20 protein-coding genes are annotated in these 21,951 nt (G+C 31.2%); 11 read left to right on the forward strand and 9 right to left on the reverse strand.

From position 1 onward, the window contains the following. Positions 1-17: 17 nt before the first annotated feature. The 3 genes from OZP07_RS15155 to OZP07_RS15165 all read left to right on the forward strand — a co-directional run bounded on the left by OZP07_RS15155 (position 18) and on the right by OZP07_RS15165 (position 2,233). A complete protein-coding gene (locus OZP07_RS15155) occupies positions 18-1,277 on the forward strand; it encodes a hypothetical protein (RefSeq protein WP_281635756.1) in 1,260 nt (419 codons plus the stop codon). Between the two features lie 180 nt (positions 1,278-1,457). Next, positions 1,458-2,054 carry a recombinase family protein gene (locus OZP07_RS15160; protein ID WP_281635757.1) on the forward strand — a complete coding sequence of 199 codons (597 nt, stop codon included), beginning with the start codon at positions 1,458-1,460 and terminating at the stop codon, positions 2,052-2,054. Continuing rightward, entirely contained in the window at positions 2,051-2,233 is a 183-nt protein-coding gene (locus tag OZP07_RS15165) for a hypothetical protein (protein ID WP_281635758.1), read from the forward strand. The genes OZP07_RS15160 and OZP07_RS15165 overlap by 4 nt, the downstream gene beginning before the upstream one ends. Before the next feature lie 121 nt (positions 2,234-2,354). Here OZP07_RS15165 and OZP07_RS15170 read toward each other — a convergent pair whose 3' ends face one another. Together OZP07_RS15170 and OZP07_RS15175 are read right to left on the reverse strand one after the other, a co-directional pair. Then, complete coding sequence (locus OZP07_RS15170; RefSeq protein ID WP_281635759.1) at positions 2,355-3,818, reverse strand: phage integrase SAM-like domain-containing protein; 1,464 nt, start codon at positions 3,816-3,818, stop codon at positions 2,355-2,357. Between the two features lie 430 nt (positions 3,819-4,248). Further along, entirely contained in the window at positions 4,249-4,929 is a 681-nt protein-coding gene (locus OZP07_RS15175) for a PH domain-containing protein (RefSeq protein WP_281635760.1), read from the reverse strand. Positions 4,930-5,541: 612 nt separating this feature from the next. Here OZP07_RS15175 and OZP07_RS15180 point away from each other — a divergent pair. The 6 genes from OZP07_RS15180 to OZP07_RS15205 all read left to right on the forward strand — a co-directional run bounded on the left by OZP07_RS15180 (position 5,542) and on the right by OZP07_RS15205 (position 11,371). After that, positions 5,542-5,928: a RidA family protein gene (locus OZP07_RS15180; protein ID WP_115809958.1), complete on the forward strand. Its 387-nt coding sequence runs from the start codon at positions 5,542-5,544 to the stop codon at positions 5,926-5,928. Positions 5,929-5,994: 66 nt separating this feature from the next. After that, a complete protein-coding gene (locus OZP07_RS15185; protein ID WP_281635761.1) occupies positions 5,995-7,251 on the forward strand; it encodes a chloride channel protein in 1,257 nt (418 codons plus the stop codon). 67 nt (positions 7,252-7,318) lie between these two features. Beyond that, the gene (locus tag OZP07_RS15190) at positions 7,319-8,323 is read left to right on the forward strand and encodes a DHH family phosphoesterase (RefSeq protein ID WP_281635762.1); all 1,005 of its coding nucleotides are present in this window, start codon (positions 7,319-7,321) and stop codon (positions 8,321-8,323) included. 4 nt (positions 8,324-8,327) lie between these two features. Next, a complete protein-coding gene (gene gldI / locus OZP07_RS15195; protein WP_281635763.1) occupies positions 8,328-8,966 on the forward strand; it encodes a gliding motility-associated peptidyl-prolyl isomerase GldI in 639 nt (212 codons plus the stop codon). A gap of 11 nt (positions 8,967-8,977) precedes the next feature. Then, positions 8,978-10,102 carry a peptidylprolyl isomerase gene (locus OZP07_RS15200; protein WP_281635764.1) on the forward strand — a complete coding sequence of 375 codons (1,125 nt, stop codon included), beginning with the start codon at positions 8,978-8,980 and terminating at the stop codon, positions 10,100-10,102. 51 nt (positions 10,103-10,153) lie between these two features. After that, the gene (locus OZP07_RS15205) at positions 10,154-11,371 is read left to right on the forward strand and encodes a peptidylprolyl isomerase (RefSeq protein ID WP_281635765.1); all 1,218 of its coding nucleotides are present in this window, start codon (positions 10,154-10,156) and stop codon (positions 11,369-11,371) included. A gap of 76 nt (positions 11,372-11,447) precedes the next feature. Here OZP07_RS15205 and OZP07_RS15210 read toward each other — a convergent pair whose 3' ends face one another. Continuing rightward, positions 11,448-11,885, reverse strand: a complete 438-nt coding sequence (locus OZP07_RS15210; protein WP_194639612.1) for a hypothetical protein — start codon at positions 11,883-11,885, stop codon at positions 11,448-11,450. Positions 11,886-12,270: 385 nt separating this feature from the next. Here OZP07_RS15210 and OZP07_RS15215 point away from each other — a divergent pair, with 385 nt between their 5' ends. Beyond that, entirely contained in the window at positions 12,271-14,034 is a 1,764-nt protein-coding gene (locus OZP07_RS15215) for an ATP-binding protein (RefSeq protein ID WP_281635766.1), read from the forward strand. A gap of 513 nt (positions 14,035-14,547) precedes the next feature. After that, on the forward strand, positions 14,548-15,855 hold the full coding sequence (locus OZP07_RS15220; protein WP_281635767.1) for an IS110 family RNA-guided transposase: 1,308 nt from the start codon (positions 14,548-14,550) through the stop codon (positions 15,853-15,855). 138 nt (positions 15,856-15,993) lie between these two features. Here OZP07_RS15220 and OZP07_RS15225 read toward each other — a convergent pair whose 3' ends face one another. The 6 genes from OZP07_RS15225 to OZP07_RS15250 form a co-directional block, all read right to left on the reverse strand. Next, positions 15,994-16,596, reverse strand: coding sequence for a GNAT family N-acetyltransferase (locus tag OZP07_RS15225; RefSeq protein ID WP_281635768.1), 603 nt, complete (start codon positions 16,594-16,596; stop codon positions 15,994-15,996). Between the two features lie 105 nt (positions 16,597-16,701). Further along, a complete protein-coding gene (locus OZP07_RS15230) occupies positions 16,702-17,025 on the reverse strand; it encodes a hypothetical protein (RefSeq protein WP_281635769.1) in 324 nt (107 codons plus the stop codon). Positions 17,026-17,045: 20 nt separating this feature from the next. Then, positions 17,046-17,402: a hypothetical protein gene (locus OZP07_RS15235; RefSeq protein WP_194639620.1), complete on the reverse strand. Its 357-nt coding sequence runs from the start codon at positions 17,400-17,402 to the stop codon at positions 17,046-17,048. Between the two features lie 88 nt (positions 17,403-17,490). After that, entirely contained in the window at positions 17,491-18,669 is a 1,179-nt protein-coding gene (locus OZP07_RS15240) for an AIR synthase related protein (RefSeq protein WP_281635770.1), read from the reverse strand. A 194-nt stretch (positions 18,670-18,863) separates the two neighbouring features. Then, positions 18,864-19,748: an OmpA family protein gene (locus tag OZP07_RS15245; RefSeq protein WP_281635771.1), complete on the reverse strand. Its 885-nt coding sequence runs from the start codon at positions 19,746-19,748 to the stop codon at positions 18,864-18,866. Positions 19,749-19,823: 75 nt separating this feature from the next. Beyond that, positions 19,824-20,948: an SDR family oxidoreductase gene (locus OZP07_RS15250; RefSeq protein WP_281635772.1), complete on the reverse strand. Its 1,125-nt coding sequence runs from the start codon at positions 20,946-20,948 to the stop codon at positions 19,824-19,826. Positions 20,949-21,951: the final 1,003 nt, after the last annotated feature.

A 21,951-nucleotide genomic window follows, 5' to 3' on the forward strand; every position in this document is an offset into this window, starting at 1 on the left:
AAGCAATGTAAAAACTAATGAGAACACTTAAAAAAATAAAGCATAAAGAGTTTATTGTAAATAATAAATTTGATTTAGATGAAATCGTAAGAAAATATGGGAAAACTGGAGATGAAATTGAAGAGCATATAAGTGGTATTATAAATTTAGAAAAAACACAAATTAGTAGAACTTTTAGTCGTGTAGAGTATTTAGGCACAAGAGAAGTTACAAAATCAGAATATGAATTAAATAAAAATAAATCAGAATATAGATTTTTTGAGGATAATAATGGCATTCATTATACTATCGACGAATATGAAGTTGAATACTTAACAGAAGAAGTCTATAAAAATGAGGAGGAACTTTATTCAAGCGAGTTTCACTATTGCACAACAATTAATTATGTAGATTTCTTGAATGATTTTGATTTTCAAGCGTTTGATTCGTTTTTTGAGAATGTTATTTTACAATTTTGTTTAGAATGTCAAATTTCAATTGAAAAATTAATATCCAATAGTAATAAAATCAAAGCAAAAATTGCTTTGCAAGATGTTTTAAGACTAATCATAGATTCAAATAATTTTTTAGAAAATTTCAAAGTTCAAAATGACACAAATAATATTCAAAAATATATTTGTGGTTATATGATATATTTCAACAACTTATTATTATCTGAAACTAAAAATAAATTCAGATTAATTTTTCCTCAAATTATAAATAATATCCCAAACGAGATTAATAAAGTTCGAGAAGATATGATTTTAGAAGATGTTCTTTTGGCTTGTTATAGTATGCAAGAAAATAAAACTTATATAGAAGATAAAGATGAAAATAAACGAACAAAACAAGTTTTAGATCTTTTGAAAATAAAATATACAGTCTCCGATCAATCTCAAAAAGGAACATCATCAACAGGAAAAAAACCAGGTTCAGTTGACGGAATAATTACCGACAAAGATTTAAATGAATATTACATAGAAGCCATTAATTTAATTTGCATTGATACCAAGAACCTAACAAAACATATCAATAAATTAGAATTTAATTATGACTATAAAGGCTTGTCTATAAAATTTGTTTTAGTCTATTTCAATGTTGGAGAAGAAAAATTCTATGATTTCTCTGAAAAATATAAAAAGTTTATTGATGTCGATTTAGTTTATAAATATGCTAAAATCGAAAATAGTGAAGAAGTTTTAAAAAAACACACAAATAGTCGAATTTTTAAATCATCACATTTAAGAGAAAATAAAAAAGTCTATTTGTATCATATTTTGCTCAAATTCCCATTATAATCTAAAGTAAAGCAAAAGTCGAGAATTGTATCAAAATTAAGCTATACTTATATCAGGTTACCATTAACACGAAACTTTATTCGATTTTATTGACTTTATATCGTATCAAAAATGACTGACCTAAATTAGGTACAACTAAAGAGGTTCCTTATCTTTGTTTCAATCAAAAAGCAAAGAATAATGAAAATCGCAAAATATATTAGAACTAGCACAACCGAGCAATCAACTTTAAGACAAGAAAACACTACACACAAAACTTATATTGATAAATGTTCTGGTTCTATTCCATTTAACGAGCGTCCAAGCGCAATTAAATTATTGAACGATATATCATCCAAAAAAGTGGAAACTTTACACGTTCATTCTATTGATAGATTAGGGCGTAATGCTTATGACATTCAAACCACCTTAAACACGTTAAACAATCTCAACATTAATGTATATGTAGAAAACATTGGTTTATATTCTATGATTGAAAATAAACCTAATTCTATATTCAAAATGATTACCGATGTTTTAAGTAATGTGGCTGAAATGGAAAGAAGTTCTTTATTGGAAAGACAACGAGAAGGGATTTTAATAGCGAAAGCGAAAGGAACTTACAAAGGCCGTCAAATGAATACTAATGAAACAACTGAACAATTTTTATCCAAATACAATCAATCACATTTAGAACTAATAAAAGACGAAAACTATTCAATTAGAAAACTGGCATCAATTACCAATTTATCAAATAATACAATTGTTAAGATTAGAAAAACATTAGAAATAAAATGAAAGCTTCAAAAAGATACAACGAACTTATAATTAAGTTAGAAACCGACTTAATTCTATTGAATGAAAAATTTAAAAAACACCAAAAAGATTTTAATCAGGACACAACGAACTGGGGATATGTTGGAGAACTTGGATTTGTTTCTGAAAAAATTGATGAGGTTCTAAAATTCTTAAATTAAAAGAATTACAAAAATTATAACTTCCTTTCATTTGACAGAAAGTTAAATTCTCATTTCATACACTCCTAAACATTCAATTCCACAAATATTTTATATTTCTATGATATAAAAAGTCATCAAATTACTTCCTCCTAAACTTATAGTTAATCTCACTATTTACTAGATCAGATTTTTTAAAATCAAATCCTGTTTGTATATATTTTTGTGTAGTAGCTAAATTTGTATGTCCCAATGCAATTCTAATATCATTTAGATTAATTCCACTAATTTCTAATAAAACATTTGTAAATGTAAAACGAGAAACGTGTGTAGTTATATCTTCAATAGATAATTTATAAAGTTTTGCCATTCTTTTTAACTTTGCATTATAAGAGGTAAACTTACTCTTGTAGGTATCAAACTGCAACTTATTCATTGATATAGTTTTATTATAATCGTTAAAACATTCAGCCTTAACATAATCCTTAAACAATAATTCTTTTGGGTCTAATTTTTTAATATGCCGATTAATAATAACCTTACAATGTAAATTGATATTTTTTTCTACTCTCACTAACTCATCAATTATGATTTTAGATTCTGTATCGTTTGGTTTTATATCATAGCCGTAATAAGACTGATAATCTTCATCTACTCTATTATTCCCTACTTGTGTCAATAATCTTTTTCTTGCAATTCTATAAGGCATTATTCGCGGTTTATGAATTTTCGATTCTGCTTCAATCCTTTTATGTTCACCTAACAAATCAAACAAATCCATTAAAATAAATATTACTTTATCACTATAATTCACTTTCATTGGAATTTTAGTTTTAATCTGAAAATATTCGATATAATCCTTCTTAATGTTTTCGTGTTTCATTAGCATCATATCCGAACATCTTAACCCATTAGCAAACAATGAAAATAAAAACATTCTACTTTCTATAAAGTACAGATCTCCTTTTTTTATTTCTAATAACTTGATTATATCAAAATCATCTAAAATCTTTTTTGGTTTTACACTAACTTTAACTTTGTGTTCATTAAAAGGATTCTTACCAACATAGACATTGTTTTTCATTGCATTATTAAAAACCGTAGAGTAGTTATTAAAATAAAATCTAATTGTAGAAGACTGCAATCCTTCGTTACTAAAATAGTTCTCCATCTCTAGAATAAAGTCATCATCTATCTCCTTAAAATCAAGATCTATTACTTTATACTTATAAAATAAAAATTTCTTAAACATATTCGAACTACTTTCATAAGTATTTTGAGTAGAATAATTATTTTTAAGATTCTTTCTAGTTTCCATATAAGCTAGAAACTGGCTATATATTTTATCCTTCTTTTTTACAAATGGATTTTCTTCCAATTTAATCTTGATCTTGATATTAATATCTTCAAAGTCAATTTTCTTATTTGGTCTAAATTGGTTGAAACTCTTATTAAAGTATTCTTCAAAATGATCTCTAGTTAAACTATAATTTAAACTAATTTTCTTTTTTTCTACAATTTCTCCTCTCCTCTCGACATAGGTTATAAAAAGATATCCTTTTTCATCTCCCTTCTTTTTTTCTGAAAATACAATACTTGACTTCATACAATACTAGTTTTTATAATAAACAAATATAAGAAGTGGGAAAGAAGTGGGAAAATTTTTTATCAAAATATTTCAAAAAATAAGAATACTAAAAAATCAAATAACTGATTTACAAATACATAACAAAAACAAATAAGTACGTTGTGTTGCATGCGCAAAAATACTTTATATATTCGAAATTGAAAAATTGTATTTTGAAAAATTTTTCAATTTATTTTTCCAGCAAAACTTTCCTTTGTTTTGGAACAAAGAATAAAATAAATTCAAAAAAAGCAGTTAAAATCTAAAACTAGACAAATACATCAAAGGTTCCAGCTATAAAATAAGAAACAACATTACAACTAGAGACTCTTTTGGTCAGGATATAGATGTAAAAGCTAATTTGAGTTTTAAAGTAACAGCTAATCCTTTTTAACTAAAAGTCCTCAATCTATTCTTTTACAATAATAATAGTCGCTTTAAAACCGGTTCCTAAATTCCATTCACTAGCCGAAATCAGCTGTTTTTTATCATCATAAACTTTGAATTCGGCTGTATTGGGTCCGGAATCCCCTTGATTTAATGCCTCAAAATCTATCTTATTGAATCCTTTTTTAAGTGTTATTTCAAAACCCTTAAAATTGCTGTCCAAATATACCTGAGACTGTATGATTACTCCATTCAGCCACACTCGGATTAAATCACCATCAACATATTGAGCATCCCTGTACATAACTGTGGCAGCATCAGCAGTGGATTTAAAAGTACCCAAATTTTGATTACGTCTGTAAACCAACCCCTCTTGGCGGTCGGTTTTTTTATTCAGTCTGTCTCTCACTTCATCACCAGGATTAATAAACTCATCCTTTTGAATCATTGACATTTCAGTTTTAGTTTTTACTTTATAATCATCAACAGGATTTGGAGGTGACTGTATTGCATTTGGGCTTTTATAAACATTAGGCGGAATTATCACTGGTACGTTTGGGTCAACAGGCGGTATATCTTTTTTCTCAATTTTTGGTTTCATATTTGCAGGAGGAATCCCTTTAAACTTATTATTAAACTCAATCTGAGCCTGTGAACAAGTTATAAAACCAATTAAAAAAATAAATAAAAAAAGTTTCTTCATCGTATTAAAAAAGTAGGTTTTTTGCCTTAAAACATATTTCAAAAATAAAAAAACAATATTTATAGAATCACAAAACTAACATAATTTATTTTCACAAGCTTGTTAAGAAATTCTAAATAACTGAATTACAAATCTAAATTACCACGGCATTCGCATTTAAAAAAAGATAAACACGAATTTCACCAATTAACACTAATTCTTATCAAAATTGAAATCAAATTTTACAACTTTTACAGTTTCGAATATTTTGTGTAATTAAACAGCAATCTTAATTCGTGCAAATTAGTATAATTCGTGTCAGAAACTTTTAAAAGGGAATGCCGTGCTAAATTACACAGTTTTAGTTTTTTTTTTAAAACATAAGAGATTAAGATTCATTAAGCATAAATGAACATTATATCAGCTTAGGTTTTTAAAATCATATAATCCGAAGAAATTAAAATATCTCAACGATTTTGTGATAAAAAGTCCAATTCAATCACAATAAGACCGCTCTCCAAAAAGTGGCTCCTATATTAATTCTAATTTTTATAAATTCGCACTTTAATCGAATTTCAATGCTAATTTGAAAGCCGAATTAAACAGCAATTAACAAATTTAAAAAACTTAACAATGAAAAGAGAAAACATCTTAACTGGATCGCCTTGGGAAGACAAAATGGGATATTGCCGAGCAGTTCGTATCGGAAACATAATTGAAGTATCAGGAACTGTTGCAATCGTAGATGGTGAAAAAGTAAAAGCAGATGACGCTCATGCACAAACTCTGAACATCTTGGAAAGAGTGGAAAAAGTATTAGAAGACCTTAATGTAGGAATGAAAGATGTGATCCGTACACGAATTTTCACAACCGATGTTTCTACTTTTGAAGCCGTTGCAACTGCGCATGCTGCTTTCTTCAAAGACATCAAACCAACTACAGGATTTTACGGTATTAACCAATTGGTTGCTCCAGAATATTTGGTTGAAATTGAATTTACTGCTGTTGTATCAGAATAATTCGAAAAACATTATAATTTGTAATACTTTAGCATAAAAATTTATTTCAAAAAAGTATTGCAGTTAATGAATTTTCAAAAAATAAAACAAATAATGCTTATCATGCTCAAATGGATTTTCATTTGTGGTTTGATAGGCATTTTTTCTGGAACAGCATCAGCTTTATTTTTAGTCTCATTAGAATTTGTTACTCAAATCAGAATCGAAAATACTTGGATTATTTGGCTCTTGCCTCTTGGAGGCTTACTTATCGGGTATCTCTACTACATATCAGATTCTAAAATTTCAAAAGGAAACAATCTCCTTCTGGAAGAATACAATAAGCCTGAAAAACAGATACCCTTTTTGATGGCGCCATTAGTTCTTTTAGGTACTTTGATCACTCATTTATTTGGAGGATCAGCAGGAAGAGAAGGCACTGCAGTACAGATGGGAGGAGCAATTGCAGATGTATGCACCTCCATCTTCAAACTGAATCATACTGAAAGGAGAACTTTAATCATTCTGGGAATCAGTGCGGGTTTTGCATCTGTTTTTGGGACACCGTTAGCGGGAGCGGTATTTGCCTTAGAAATTGTTTTTTTCAGTAAGATTAATTTCAAAAGCATTATTCTTTCTTTTCTGACCGCCTATATTGCTTATTTTACTGTTGAATTTTGGGAAATAAAACATACTCATTACAGTATTCCTGTGATCCCTGATATTAATTTTACAGCTTTATTTTGGGTAGTTACTGCCAGTATTTTATTTGGATTCGCTGCCTTACTTTTTTCCAGAAGCACACATTTTTGGGGAAAATTATTTTCCAAAAACATAAAATATCCGCCATTAAGGCCTTTTATCGGCGGTACTGTTTTAGCTATTGTAATTTATTTTATTGGAACCACAAAGTATATTGGACTGGGAGTTCCCATGATTGTGGACACGTTTTCAATTCAGAATGCCCCTTATGATTTTCTTCTAAAAATACTTTTTACAGGTTTTACACTAGGCGCTGGTTTTAAAGGAGGCGAAGTTACCCCGCTTTTTTTTGTTGGTGCAGCACTGGGAAGCGCATTATCAGTTATGATTCCTTTGCCAATTGCTTTATTAGCCGGAATGGGATTTGTAGCTGTATTCTCGGGGGCAACGCACACTCCTATTGCATGTACTGTCATGGGAATGGAGCTTTTTGGAATTAACTGCGGTGTTTACATTGGAATTGCCTGCATTACTGCTTACTTTTTTTCGGGATCTGTCGGAATTTACAAATCCCAAATCGTGAAAGGACCTAAATCTATTTTGTATCAAAACATTAGAAAAAAAGGGCTGAAATACCTGTAACCTAATATTTCTTTATAATTTCTTAAATGTTTTCAACTTTTGGTTAAAAAATGTAATTTCGCAGACTATGAATAAACAAGACATACAAGCGATACAGCTTTTATTATCAGCTCCTAAAAAGATTGCTATAATTCCTCATAGAGGTCCCGATGGAGACGCTATGGGTTCTACATTGGCATTATACCATTTTCTGCTAAAAAACAATCACTTTCCAACAGTTATTTCCCCAAATGATTTTCCCGATTTTCTAGGCTGGATGCCAGGTTCTGAAACGGTAAAAATATACGAGAAAGACAAAGAGAACTGCACTAAAATACTTGAAGAAACTGAAATAATTTTTACTTTAGATTTTAATGCACTCCACAGAACTGGTGAAATGGAAGTGGTTTTAGAAAAACTGACTGCTCCCTTTATCATGATTGATCATCATCAAAAACCTGATAATTATGCAGCATATACTTATTCGGATGTAGCTTTTGGATCTACCTGCGAAATGATTTATAATTTCATTTCTTTTCTGGATAAAAAACAAGACTTAGATAAAACAATTGCAACCTGCATTTACACAGGAATATTGACAGACTCTGGTTCATTCCGCTTTCCAAAAACAACAGGAACAACGCATCGAATCGTAGCCGAATTAATTGACCTAGGGGTAGAAAACACACTCATTCCTGCTTTATTATTTGACAACAGCTCTTATAACCGCCTGCAGCTGCTGGGACGTGCTCTTCAGAATATGAAAGTCATGATGGAACATAAAACATCATACACTACGCTGACTCAAGAGGAATTAAACAGTTTTGATTACATAAAAGGAGATACTGAAGGTATTGTAAATTATGGTTTAAGCATAAAAGGCATTGTATTTACAGCCATTTTTATAGAAAATAAAGAGGAAGGAATTATCAAAATATCTTTCCGTTCTCAAGGTGATTTTGATGTGAACCAATTTGCCAGAGATCATTTTCATGGAGGCGGACACAGTAATGCTGCTGGAGGGAAATCAGAAGTTTCAATGGAAGAAACCATAAGCAGATTTGAAAAATTAATACAAAATTTAAAAATATAGCCCCATGAATTATTTTAAAGTATTACTGATTGTTTTTTTCTCTGCCATTTTGGTATCGAGCTGCAAACAGCCTCAGGAAGCAAGAAGACCTATTTCGCATTCATCAGGAAGTTTCATGAAGCAGTCTATTGCCCGAAATAAAAAAATGATAGCAAACGAAGAGGATCAGATTGAAGCTGTAATTAAAAAAGATCCGACTAAACAATATATTGCTTCCAAAAAAGGATACTGGTATTATTATGAAACCAGAAACCTTAACGACAGTCTTAATCCGAAAAAAGGTGATATTGCGCTTTTTGACTATGAAATAAAAGACTTAGACGGAAAGATTATTTATTCGCAGGAAGAATTAGAACCTCAAATCTATAAAGTAGATAAACAGGAAATCATGATGGGATTGAGAGACGGAATCAAATTAATGCGAAAAAAAGAAAAAGTACACTTCCTTTTCACCTCACACATGGGATACGGTTATCATGGAGACAATAACAAAATAGGGACTAACCAGCCTTTATTATGTACTGTGACACTTAATGATTTTATGCCAGAATCCGAGTATAATAAACAAATGCAGACCACTGTAACTGCTTCAAAAGTAAATGCCCCAGTAAAATCTAACACAAAAGACAGCTTAACCAATTAAAAGAATTCAGAATGAAAAAAAATATTTTATTTGTACTGCTTCTTATCACAGCTTTAATTTCCTGTAACAAAGAGCACAATAATCTGCCTGATGGCTTATACGCCGAAATTGAAACTAACAAAGGGAACATCTTACTTGAATTAGATTATAAAAAAGCACCTGTAACTGTTGCAAATTTTATAACATTAGCCGAGGGAGAAAATGAATTTATTATAAATGACACCCTAAAAGGAAAACCTTTTTTTAATGGATTAAAATTCCATAGAGTTATTAAAGATTTTATGATTCAGACCGGAGATCCGCTGGGAACGGGATCTGGAGATACAGGTTATAAATTCAAAGATGAATTTTCGGATATGAGGTTTGATAAAGGAGGAATTTTGGCAATGGCAAATAATGGTCCTGGCACAAACAGCAGCCAGTTTTTCATTACTCATTTAGAAACTCCTTGGCTGGACGGAAAACATACTATTTTTGGACATGTTGTAGGTTATAATCTCGAAGTGGTGAACAAAATAGAACAAGATGACTTTATAAAAAGTGTAACAATTATCAGAAATGGTGAAGATGCCAAAAAGTTTGATGCCAAAAAAACTTTTTACGATTATTTCAAAGTAGAATCTGAAATCCAAAAACAAAAAGTAGCGGCTGAAGCAGTAGCAAAAAAAGAATACGAAATCAAATATAAAACCGTTTGTGATCAAAAATCGGCTCAATTCACAGCTTTAAAAAGTAAGTCATCTAAAACCGCTACCGGTCTTCAATATGTAATTACTAAAAAAGGCAATGGTAAAAAGCCAGCCAAAGGATCTATCGTTTATATCCATTATGCCGGATTTTTAGAAAACGGTACTTTGTTTGATTCCAGCCTTGAAGATGTTTCCAAAACTTTTGGAAAATTTGATCCAGCAAGAGCTGCTGCAAAACAATATATTCCAATTCCATTTCAAATTGGAAGAAAAGACGGTTTAATTCCTGGTTTCATAGAAGGAATCGAAAAAATGGCGATTGGAGATAAAGCAGTTATTTTTATTCCGTCTCATCTTGGCTACGGTGAAGCTGGAGCTGGAGATGTAATTCCGCCTAACACCAATATCATTTTTGAACTAGAATTAATGGATAAAATGCCTAACTAACTACTTTTTACGAAGATCAACAATTAAATGAACCTTATAAAATTTTTAAAAATGAAATCTAAAACCGCATTGACATTATTACTCTTTTTAGTGATAATCAATCTAAACGCACAAAATACTCCAAAAAAAACTGCATCAAAAAAACCTCTAAACACTGCTTCAAAATCTGTGGATGTTACTAAACCTGCTGCAGCTGATGGTATTTTTGCAACTATAGCCACCAACAAAGGAAATATCACAGTTCAATTGTTGTACAAAAAAACACCTGTTACTGTAGCAAACTTTATAAGCCTTGCCGAAGGAAAAAATCCATTTGTAACTATTGAAAAATTAAAAGGTAAACCTTTCTTTGACGGTTTAAAATTTCATAGGGTAATAAACGATTTCATGATTCAGGGTGGAGATCCAGAAGGTAATGGTTCCGGAGGTCCTGGATATAATTTCAAAGATGAATTCAATGATTCAAAATTTGATAAAGCCGGAATATTGGCAATGGCAAATTCTGGCCCTGCAACGAATGGAAGCCAATTTTTCATTACTCATAAAGACACACCTTGGCTAACAGGAAAACATACTATTTATGGACAGGTAACACAAGGAATGCCTATAGTCAATTCTATTGTGCAAAATGATGTTATTACAAAAGTTACTATTACCCGAAAAGGTGAAGATGCCAAAAAATTTGATGCTGTAAAAGTATTCTCTGATTACTTTAACAACAAAGCTGAAGATCAAAAAAAGCAAGCCGCAATAGATGCTGAGAACAGAAAAAAGCAAGCTGAACTAGAAGCAGTGGCAAAAAGAGCTTACTTAGAAAAATATGCCCCAGTTATCAAAGCAAAACTAGCTTATTTTACTGCTGAAAAAGCCAAAGCGACTACTACTCCATCTGGATTAGCTTACAGCGTAATAAAAAAAGGAAACGGTATTAAACCTGCTGATGGTTCTACTTTTTACTTCCACTATGCTGGTTATTTTGAAGACGGAACACTTTTTGACAGCAGCTACGAAGAGGTAAGTAAAGAGTATGGAAAATTTGATGCTAACAGAGCCGCTCAAAACGGCTACAGATCATTTCCTTTTGAAGCTGGAAAAAAAGACGGCTTAATCCCAGGATTTTTAGAAGGAATTGGAACTATGTCTTATGGCGAAAAAATAATTGTATTTATACCGTCTAACTTAGCTTATGGCGAAAGAGGTGCCGGCGGGGTAATTCCGCCAAATGCTAATTTAATTTTCGAATTGGAAATGTTTGAAAAACAGCAATAATCCAATTTTAAAACATAAAAAAGCCACGATAACATATAACTATCGTGGCTTTTATTTTTTTAAAGCAATCTAAATATTACTTTTTAAACTTCCACTCAAATTCATCTTTAGCATTGATGATCGCTCCAATCTCGAATTTAACTACCTCTTCAAATTCGGTTTGAAAAATTATCCAGTTCTCTTCATTAAAATAATTTTCAAAAGTATCAAACTCTTCCTGAGTAAATTTGGTAATTCCTTTTTGAGCCAGATCTTTTTTTACATCAGTAATTTTTCGATTAATTATTTTATTTCCAAATAATTCTAAATTTGAACTGGAAGCTACTAAATATCCCAGTTTCATCTCCTCATCTTTATAAAAAGTCATTCGGATTTTCAGATCATTGTAAACAAAAATAACGTTATCATCTTCATCCTTATAATTTTTATCAGGCTTGCCGTAAATGGCAGTAACATCATTTTGTTTCATTCCAAAAATGAGCTTATCAATTCCGTTTTTAAGATTTATTTTCATGTTTATACTTTTATTACTTTCTCTGCAAAGGTATCTATTTTTATGTCAATAGTATTTTAACCCAAAACAAAAAACATATTTAAAATCATGGCAAAGACAGAAAATTCATAAAAAAATAAAACCATAATTTGTGCGGACTGCAGGCTGTATAAAAGGTTATTCTTTTTATTTTTCTTTTCCACAGCGTATTAGATAATTTAATGTATTTTTGAAAAAAAATCATTTATTAATGTTTCAAAAGAGCATCTTTTTTTTATTACTTTTTTTAACTTTTTGCAGCAACCGTATTCACGCACGTAATGATGACAATAAAATTATTGATTCATTAAAAACAGAATTAAAAAAGGCAAAAAAAGATTCTCAAAAGACAGTTTTATTAATAAAAATGTCCTCATACTCAGAATATATTGGGACTGATAATGCAATCCGATATGCAAAACTGGGGCTGTTTTATGCAAAAAAAACAAACAATAACGAACAGATTGTTTTGGCTTACACCAATTTAGGCATTTCTTATGAAATAAAATCGGACTATCCTCATGCTTTAGAAAGTTTCTATAATGCTCTTCAAATCAGCGAAAAGACTAATGATCTTAAAACAATCACTGCTTTATACAACAATATAGGGTTAATTTATATAGATCTTAAGAATTACAAACAAGGTCTTATTTTTTACAACAAAGCTTTAAAATTAAGCTATCAGACAAAAAAAGAAAGAAATATTTCGCTGCTTTTAAATAATATAGGGGATGTATATCTGCAAAAAAACGAATACAAAAAAGCATTAATATACTTTTATAAAGCATTAATAATTAACAAAAAAAACGAAGCGGTCACTGGAATTGGAATAAATCTCACCAATATTGGCATTTGCTACATCAACATCAAAAATTATGAAAAAGGAATTGAAATGCTTAATAAGTCTATAAGTGCTTATAATGACAATTCAAATTTGTATAATACCTATAATCATTACGAGCTTGGCCGTGCTTATTATTTAATGTCCAAAGATAATAAGTACTCAAACGACAAAAAGATTTATCTTAACAAATCCATTAGCCTGCTTGAGGATGTTTTAAAAAAATTCATAAAATACAACTCTTTAAAAGATATTCAAGACACCTATTATTATTTGGCCGAAGGAAATAAAGACAAGGGAAATTTTAAAAAATCATCAAACTTTTTTGAGCAATACGCCAAAATCAAAGACTCCATATTTTCTGAAGAAAGCGAAAAAAAAATGGCTAATCTTGACTTTCAAAGGGAAATTGATTTAAAAGACAAACAGATAGAAATCCAGACACTTAGAATATACAGTGACTCCCGAAAAGTATATTTTTTAATTGCAGTAGCTGCCGCTGTGGCTACATTATTGGGACTGTTTTTATTCTTATATATTTCAAAAAGAAGCAACAACGAATTGCTGAAAGAAAAAAACACTTTAATTTCAAATATCAATTTACAGAAAGATAAATTTTACTCTATTGTGGCACACGATTTAAGAGGCCCCTTCAATGGCTTTCTGGGTTTAACCGAATTAATGGCCGAAGATATCGATGAAATGAGCAATGAAGAAATAAAATTTGCAGCCACAAATATGAGAAGCTCTGCAAAAAATCTTTTTAATCTCTTGGAAAATTTACTGGAATGGACCCGCATGGAACAAAACTTAGTCCCATTTGAACCAAAAGAATATCCATTAGAATCTACAATTTTAGACAGTATTCTCACATTACACGACATTGCGGAAAAAAAAGAAATAAGCATCAAAACCCAAATTCCAAATACTCTCTCTGTATTAGCAGATAAAAATATGTTTCAGGCAATAATTCGGAATACGGTTTTGAACGCAATAAAATTTACGCCAAAAAAAGGCACAATCGATATTCATGCCATAGAAACCCCTGCAGATATTACCATAACAGTTAAAGATACGGGAATTGGAATGAACCAAGATTTAATAGATGACTTATTTAAAATTGACACCAAAAATAATCGAATTGGAACCGAAAACGAACCAAGCACTGGTTTAGGACTGATTTTATGCAAAGAGTTTATCGAAAAACACAAAGGCCGGATCTGGGTCGAAAGCGAGGAAGGAAAAGGAAGTGCATTTCATTTCAGTTTCCCGAAAAAGCAGTATTCATAAACCTCAACTCAAAATTTTAGGAGCAGAAACATTTGGCATTTTTGGCAACATGGTTCCTGCTCTGCACTGCAATCTTTTATCTCGAAAAAAATCGAGATAAAAGGATTTCCGCTTCGATCAGGGCTAAAGAAAAATATAAGTGCCTTTCTTCCATCATTTATAATCAAAATCATCTAAACCACTATAGACTGAAAGACCATAGTGGTTTAGTTAGGCAGACTGAAATCTGCAAGGTTGGATTGCAAAAAATGGTAAAATTTTGCCACAGATTTCAAGAAAGTGGTGTGACTTTGACAAAGAGTTGCTAACTTGTGTAAGCGTGTGAAGCCTATTTGTAAAATGGTGAATCTATCCCCTCACAGATTTTGGTAGAAATGTAAAAAGGCCTCTGGTAGGAGGCCCTTTGAGACAATTAATGATGAAACATTTTGTTATCTCGTATAGAATAATTTTAGCAAAGATATTACATTTCCTCGCATTTTTAAAAAACAGATTTATGGAAAATTTTAAAAAATGCAAGTTTTAAATACAAATGCGGCAGGAATTGATGTTGGTTCCCGATCTCATTTTGTTGCAGTTGGACAAGAAGACAATCAAATTAAAGAGTTCAATGTTTATCGATCGGGACTAACTGAATTAGTTGTTTTTCTTAAAACGAATCAAATCAAAACCATTGCCATGGAATCCACTGGGAGTTATTGGCAATCTTTATTCATGCTATTACAAAGTGAAGGATTTGAAGTTATTTTGGTTCAAGGAACCCAAACAAAAAACTTGAAAGCAAAAACCGATGTAAAAGATGCTCAATGGATACAGAAATTGCATTCATTAGGATTATTGAGAGGATCTTTCCTTCCTTGCGAAAGTACTTTGCAAATTCGAACGTTACATCGACATGGCGAAAGTTTGGTGGAAGAAAGTGTTAAATATGTAAACAAAATGCAAAAAGCATTACGCTTAATGAATTTTCGATTAGATGTTGCTATAAGCGATATTGTAGGAGTTTCAGGCATTCGAATCATCAAATCTATTTTGTCTGGAGAAACATCTGGTGAAAAATTGGCTGAGAATTGCGACAAACCAGTAAAGAAAAGCAAGGAGGAAATAGCGGATGCTTTACAAGGAAAAATCAATCCTGAATTATTACATGAATTATCGGATTGTTTTGATATTTATCTTTTTATACAAGAAAAAATAAAGAAAAACAGCCTAAAGATAAATGAAGTTTTACAACAGCAGACACAAGAAATTGTCTTACCTGAGAATATCGAAATGGTAAAAAAGAACAGAAGTCGAAAAAAAGAAATACAACTGGATGTTCAATCTCATTGCTGCAAATTATTTGGTGTAGATTTATTTGCTATCGAATGCATTAGCGAAGGAACAGTTGCAAGTTTTTTGGCAGAAGTAGGAACTGATATTTACAAATTTCAAACAGCAAAACAATTTGTAAGCTGGCTTCGATTAGCTCCTAATAATAAAATTAGCGGAGGGAAAATATTGAGCAGTAAAACTCCTAAAGGCAAAAATAAATTTGCATTGACCTTAAGAAATGCAGCCAATTCAATTGACAGGAAAAAAGAGGGGTATTTGATGTTGTTTTTTAAAAGAGTTGCATACAAAAAAGGAAGAGGGGCTGCAATCACGGCAACAGCTCGAAAAATTGCCATCATAATGTGGAATATGATTGTGAAAAGAACGCATTATAGTCCTGTTAATACAGAAGAATATATTCAAGAAATGAAGACTAAAAAGATTTTACAAATAAATAAAATGATAAAAAAATACAAAATAGAAACTAATTATTTATCAGTGATTTAAAAAAAGAGTTAGATAGAATTCACAGATTATGTGAATTAAAATCTGTGAATCTGTGGCAAAAACTTTTTTAAAAGCTAAAGCGAGATGCACTGAAAGTGTATAATTTTAAACTCTATTTGAGACCAATAAAATTAAATTCTAAAGCTTTTTAATCAGATTCTCTTTAACCTCACCAAACCATTCATCTTTCAAAATACTCAATATAATACTGTCACGCCGTACTTCGTTTTCATATGTTGGCATATTACTGCGCAGTACACCTTCTACTTTACACCCAATGCTTTTCATCGCTTCAATACTTCGCTGATTATTGTTGTCGGCACGAAATTCTACACGTTCCATACCAAGAGTTTCAAAAGCAAACTGCAGCAAAAGAAATTTGCAGTGCTTGTTAAGGCCTGTTCCTCTAAAATCTTTTCCATACCAGGTATAACCCAATTGTACTGTTTTGAAAGGAAAATTAATATCATAAAAACGTGTACTTCCTGCATATTTACCCGATTTCTTATCGAAAACTGTAAAAGGAAATTCGGTTTTATTTTCTCTAGCTTTTATTGCTATTTGAATATAGTTTATCAGGTTTTCTTTTCCGTTAGCAGGAACTAATGAATACTTCCATGTTTCGGGTTCATTGAGGGAAATATCCAAAAAATTATCAACATCTGTTAATTCTAAAGGCCTAAGTAAAACGAAATCGTCTTCTAGAATTGTATTTTGAGGGAAAATAGAAATTATTGACATACCTAAAATTATATTGAATGACACAACACAGATGAAACGAATAAAACCGATTTAGACAGATTTTTATTTAAATTTAATTGGAATTAATTCCAAAACAAAAACATCCTATTCGTTCTGTTCAATCTGCTCTTTATTATATCTTTTTCTTCTTGAATACTGCAACAGCATTACAAGCAACATAAATATTGTGATAAAAAAACTAAAAAATGGAATAGCTACTGCTCCTGTTGCACACTTATTTCCGGCACTGGTTATTGAATATATAGACAATAGAAAACTTACAATTGTTATTACAAACTGTATAATTAAGCTAATTACACAAATACTCAAAAAACTCATATCAATAGATTCACGTAATGATTTATTTCCAATTTTGTACTGAAAAACTGTAGGAACAAACAATAGCAATATTGATAATAATATTAACATTTTCTTCTTTTTAGAAAAAACTATTCATTCATTTCATCATAACGCACTGGAACCTGCGGATCGTACAGCGGACATTTGAATTCTTCCAAAGTATCTGCCAGTAGATTCATTGTTTTGCCTTCGGTTCCATAACAATCAATCTGTATGCTCTGCGGAGTGGTTTTAACTTGAAAAGCACCTTTGCCTTTGGTATTTTTCCAGCTGTTTTCATCTACTTTTTCCCAGCTCGAAAACACCGAATTAATACGATTCAGAATTACCTGAACCGGAAGTATTTCAAGACCTTCTACTTCCTGCTGTTCTGCCAAAGCTTCATAAACCAAATGATGGTTGAGATAGATTCCGTCCTGATATTGCCAAAAAAGTAGTTCGTACATATTGAGAAAAAGTTTAATCGTTTAATTGTTTATTTGTTTAATCGCTGATTGGCTAAACGTTTAAACGAATAAACGATTAAACAACCCTTTAGTATTCGAAAGTCCCGTATTCACTTGTAATTGTTAATTTCTTAGTATCAGAAGCTTCTACTCTGCCGACAATCTGAGCATCAACACTGAATGATTTTGAAATATCTATAATGTCCTGTGCAATAGCTTCGGGAACATAAATTTCCATACGGTGACCGCAGTTGAACACTTGATACATTTCTTTCCAATCGGTTTTTGACTGTTCCTGTATCAATTGAAACAAAGGCGGAACCGGAAATAAATTGTCTTTTATGATATGCAGATTCTGTACAAAATGTAAAATTTTTGTCTGAGCTCCTCCGCTGCAGTGCACCATTCCGTGAACATCCTTTGAAGTATATTTGTCTAAAATTTTCTTGATAATTGGTGCATACGTTCTAGTTGGAGAAAGTACCAATTGTCCAGCATCGATTGGTGAATTTTCGACAGCATCTGTCAATCGAACCTGACCCGAATAAATAAGTTCGCTTGGAACTGCAGAATCGTAGCTTTCCGGATATTTGGCTGCTAGATACTTTCCAAAAACATCATGGCGTGCAGAAGTCAAACCGTTACTTCCCATTCCGCCATTATAGCTTTTCTCATAAGCTGCCTGACCAAAAGAAGCCAGTCCAACAATAACATCACCCGCTTTTATATTAGCATTATCAATAACTTTGGAACGTTTCATTCTTGCTGTTACAGTAGAATCAACGATAATGGTTCTTACTAAATCTCCAACATCTGCAGTTTCTCCGCCGGTTGAATGGATGGTTACACCAAAAGAATCCAGTTCTTTTATTAATTCTTCGGTTCCGTTGATGATAGCTGATAAAACTTCAGCAGGAATAACATTTTTATTTCTGCCAATAGTGGAAGAAAGCAGAATATTATCAGTAGCACCTACACACAATAAATCGTCAATATTCATGATTAATGCGTCCTGAGCGATACCTTTCCAAACCGAAATATCTCCGGTTTCTTTCCAGTACATATAGGCCAATGAGGATTTTGTACCCGCACCATCAGCATGCATAATTAGACAATAATCCTCATCCTGAGTTAAATAATCTGGGACGATTTTACAAAATGCCTGTGGGAATAAACCTTTGTCAATATTTTTAATCGCGTTATGCACATCTTCTTTGGATGCCGAAACACCGCGCTGCGCATATCTTTTTGAAGTATCTGAACTCATTTTCTAGTTGTGTGTATGAGGGGCAAAGATAATTTTAATGTGACAATTATACAATAGCAATATCAATGACAATATCAATGGCAAAATTCAATTTAAATAGCAATAAAAATCAATAGCAATAAAAATCAATAGTAATATCAATTTTATAAAATCAGCAATATCAATGCAGCAGTCTTTAATCTTGATCCTTCCCTCTAATTAGCGATGATTTCAATTTCGACACGGCGGTTTGCTTCTCTCTCAGCTTCGTTTTTTTCGGGTAAGGGATACAATGGTTTTGTGCTGGCGAAACCTACAAAAGTCATTCTGCTTTTTTCAATTCCGTTAAATTCAAGAAACTTGTAGATAGCTTTAGCCCTTTGAGTGCTCAGATCTCTAAAATCTTTCTGAACACAGCAGATGTGGCCTTGAATCTGTATTTTCAAATCGGGTACATTTTTCATCACCGTCAGCAGTTCATACATTACGGATCTCGATTGCGGCATTATTGCAAAAGTGTCTGTAAAAAAGTTCATGTTTTCTAACTTGAGTTTTTCACCTACATTAGCAGTACTCACTTTTTTCATAAAAACAGTATCGATTTTTATAGTAACAACCGTGCCGTTAGGATTTTCATAAGCATAAGTATCAGGGAATTTAATACTTGGTTTTTTCTTCTCTGCAATGCCTTCCTTCTTTTCCTCTATTATTTTTTCTTCATTTACAAAATCTTTGGGCAATATATAAAACAAGGTAACTTTTCTGTTTTCTGCTTTAATGGGAGATAAAGTATGTAATTTTCCAAAACTTCTTGTTTTGAAATCCTCTCTGATTTTTACTTTTCCTTTAATTGTATTGAATACATAATCGATTCTTTTTTTGGCCAGAGTATCATTATAACCAATAGTTCCTTCTTCGTCGCAAAAACCATAAACTCCCACGATTTTAACTTCTTTATTCGAAGACAGCCACTGATTTAACTTTGATAATTCGGTATTTTTTAATACAAATTTATTACTGTCAAAAAAAAAGGAAACCTGTTCCTGGGCAAAAACACAAGAAGCTGTAAGACAGAATAACAATGCAGTAAGAAATTTCATAATTTGGATTTTATTCCTCAAATTTACAATAAAACTTATTGGTTTATCCTGCTGTTCAAATTTATTAGTAAGAAGTCAGACATGAATATCTTTAAAACCATTTAATTTAGCATATCGAATCATTTGGGTAAATGTTTCATCATCCAAAATTGGAATTTCAAGAATAGAATTTAATAAAACTGTATTGTATTCTTTGGCACTTGCAACAAGATAAGGTTTAAGATGTTTTCCTATGCTCTCGTAATATAATCTTTCGGTATTGTTCTGATATTCAAAGTGGGGAGTATTTTCAACTATTGTGTAATTAGAATAACCTACTTCAGCCATAATCAGTTCTAATCCTTTCACTAAATTTAGACTTTTATGATTTACAATATTAAGCTGCTGGATATCATCTCTCCTAAAAACAGATACTATTACTTTGGCGACATAATCAACTGCTATAATATTTAGTCCTGTATTTCTATTCATTATAAAACGCACATTTTCCTGTTCAGAATTTCTTTGTGCTGCAAAATAAAAGAACTTGGCAAGGAGATAGAAAACCATGTATTTGCTGATGAAATACCGATGTTCGTCACCAAGCATTTTTCCGCAGATAACACTTGGACGCAAAATTTGAAAAGGAAGTCCCAATGCTTTACAGTGCTGTGCTACAAAATTTTCCGAATGAAATTTTGCATTTTCATATGCATTACGGTGTTTGGGAATAAAACCCAAATTATGAAAATCGTTTTCAACAAGTCCAGAACGCTCTCCTGAAGAAAAAGCAGTCCCTATGTAAATGATTTTTTTTATGGAATCATGGAAATTATTCAAAATAAATTTAGTGATTTTTGTATTTTCATCAAAAATCTTTTGACGATGTTCTTCATCTGTTGATAAATTGACATACCCGGCTGAATGAATAAAGTAAGCTCCTTTAATTCTCTCACCAAAATTTTCTCCGACAGCATCCAGATCAGTATCTGCTATTTCAATAAAAGTGTCCAATTTTTCAAGACCTGCATCTTTCAAAATTTTAGGTGCAAAATCACTGGAAAGCAATTCATTAATTCGCTCTAATGCAGTTTTCCTTTTTTTTCCTCTGGAAATCAAGATAAGTTTACCCTCAATTGATTCTTTGATAAACAACTCGAGGATTTCATACATAACCTGAGAACCCAATACGCCTGTCGCGCCTGTCAGTATAATTTTCATCTGAATATAATTTAATTGAAGACTGATTCTGATTAAGGATACAGAGTAAGAGATGCTAAAGGCGATTAGTATTTAAGTATTTGGGGGTCAAATATATAAATCCAGAGTCTTCATAATAAAAGTACAATAAAGTTAAGTTTTTTTTCTTTAATAAATAATTCTTTGGCAAAAATTAAAGTCTGATCCCAATCAAATTTTAATCTTAAAAAAACTTAAACAAGATATTTCTAACAAACTTTTCCATACCAATCGTCTCCTTTTATTTACCCTCAAAAAAGCTGTTTTTAACTAAAAAGACTGAGGTTTTTTTTCAAAATACTTCATAACACTGCAGTCTTTATAATTTTAAGTGTTTTTTATTTTAAAAACACAAAATAATTAACATGTATTTAATTGATTATTAGTAATTTGTGTTTTTTATTTTTAACAAACATGAACTATGTCCCCTGTATTCCAATTCCTATACAGCTAGTATTTCATCGTAATTATCAGGATTTCATCGGGTTTAAAAAACTTTTTCAATCATCCTTTTTTTAATTTAATTAATTTTACATCGTCACTTTTAAGGTGCTTTCAGCTATTCAGAATAATAGTTAAAAGGACAATAACAAATTGGCTGCTGTTCTTTAATAATAGATCTTTTGATGATTGAGGAGTTATCCACACTAGTTATACGGATTCCCGAAAAAATTATTATAAGAATACGTTTTGTGAACTTCTGTATTTTTGAAGTTACTCATTTGCCAAATGCTGCATTATCCCTAAAGATGGGCTTTTGGTTTTTTAATCTATTTTTTCAATTAATTTTTTAGAGCCTTTTGGGGTTCGGATTTTTCAGCTTTATACATTTTGCCTGAAAAAGAATTTAATTATTGTTCTGCAGTAAAATTTCTTTTTTAATGCCTGCGTGCATTTCAGATTTATTGATGAAGACTGTATGGATCACTGCTTGTTTAAAGCAGTAATCTATAAATGTCTGTCTATTTAATTCATTTAATAACTA

The organism is Flavobacterium marginilacus, assembly GCF_026870155.1.
Taxonomy (GTDB): Bacteria; Bacteroidota; Bacteroidia; order Flavobacteriales; family Flavobacteriaceae; genus Flavobacterium; species Flavobacterium marginilacus.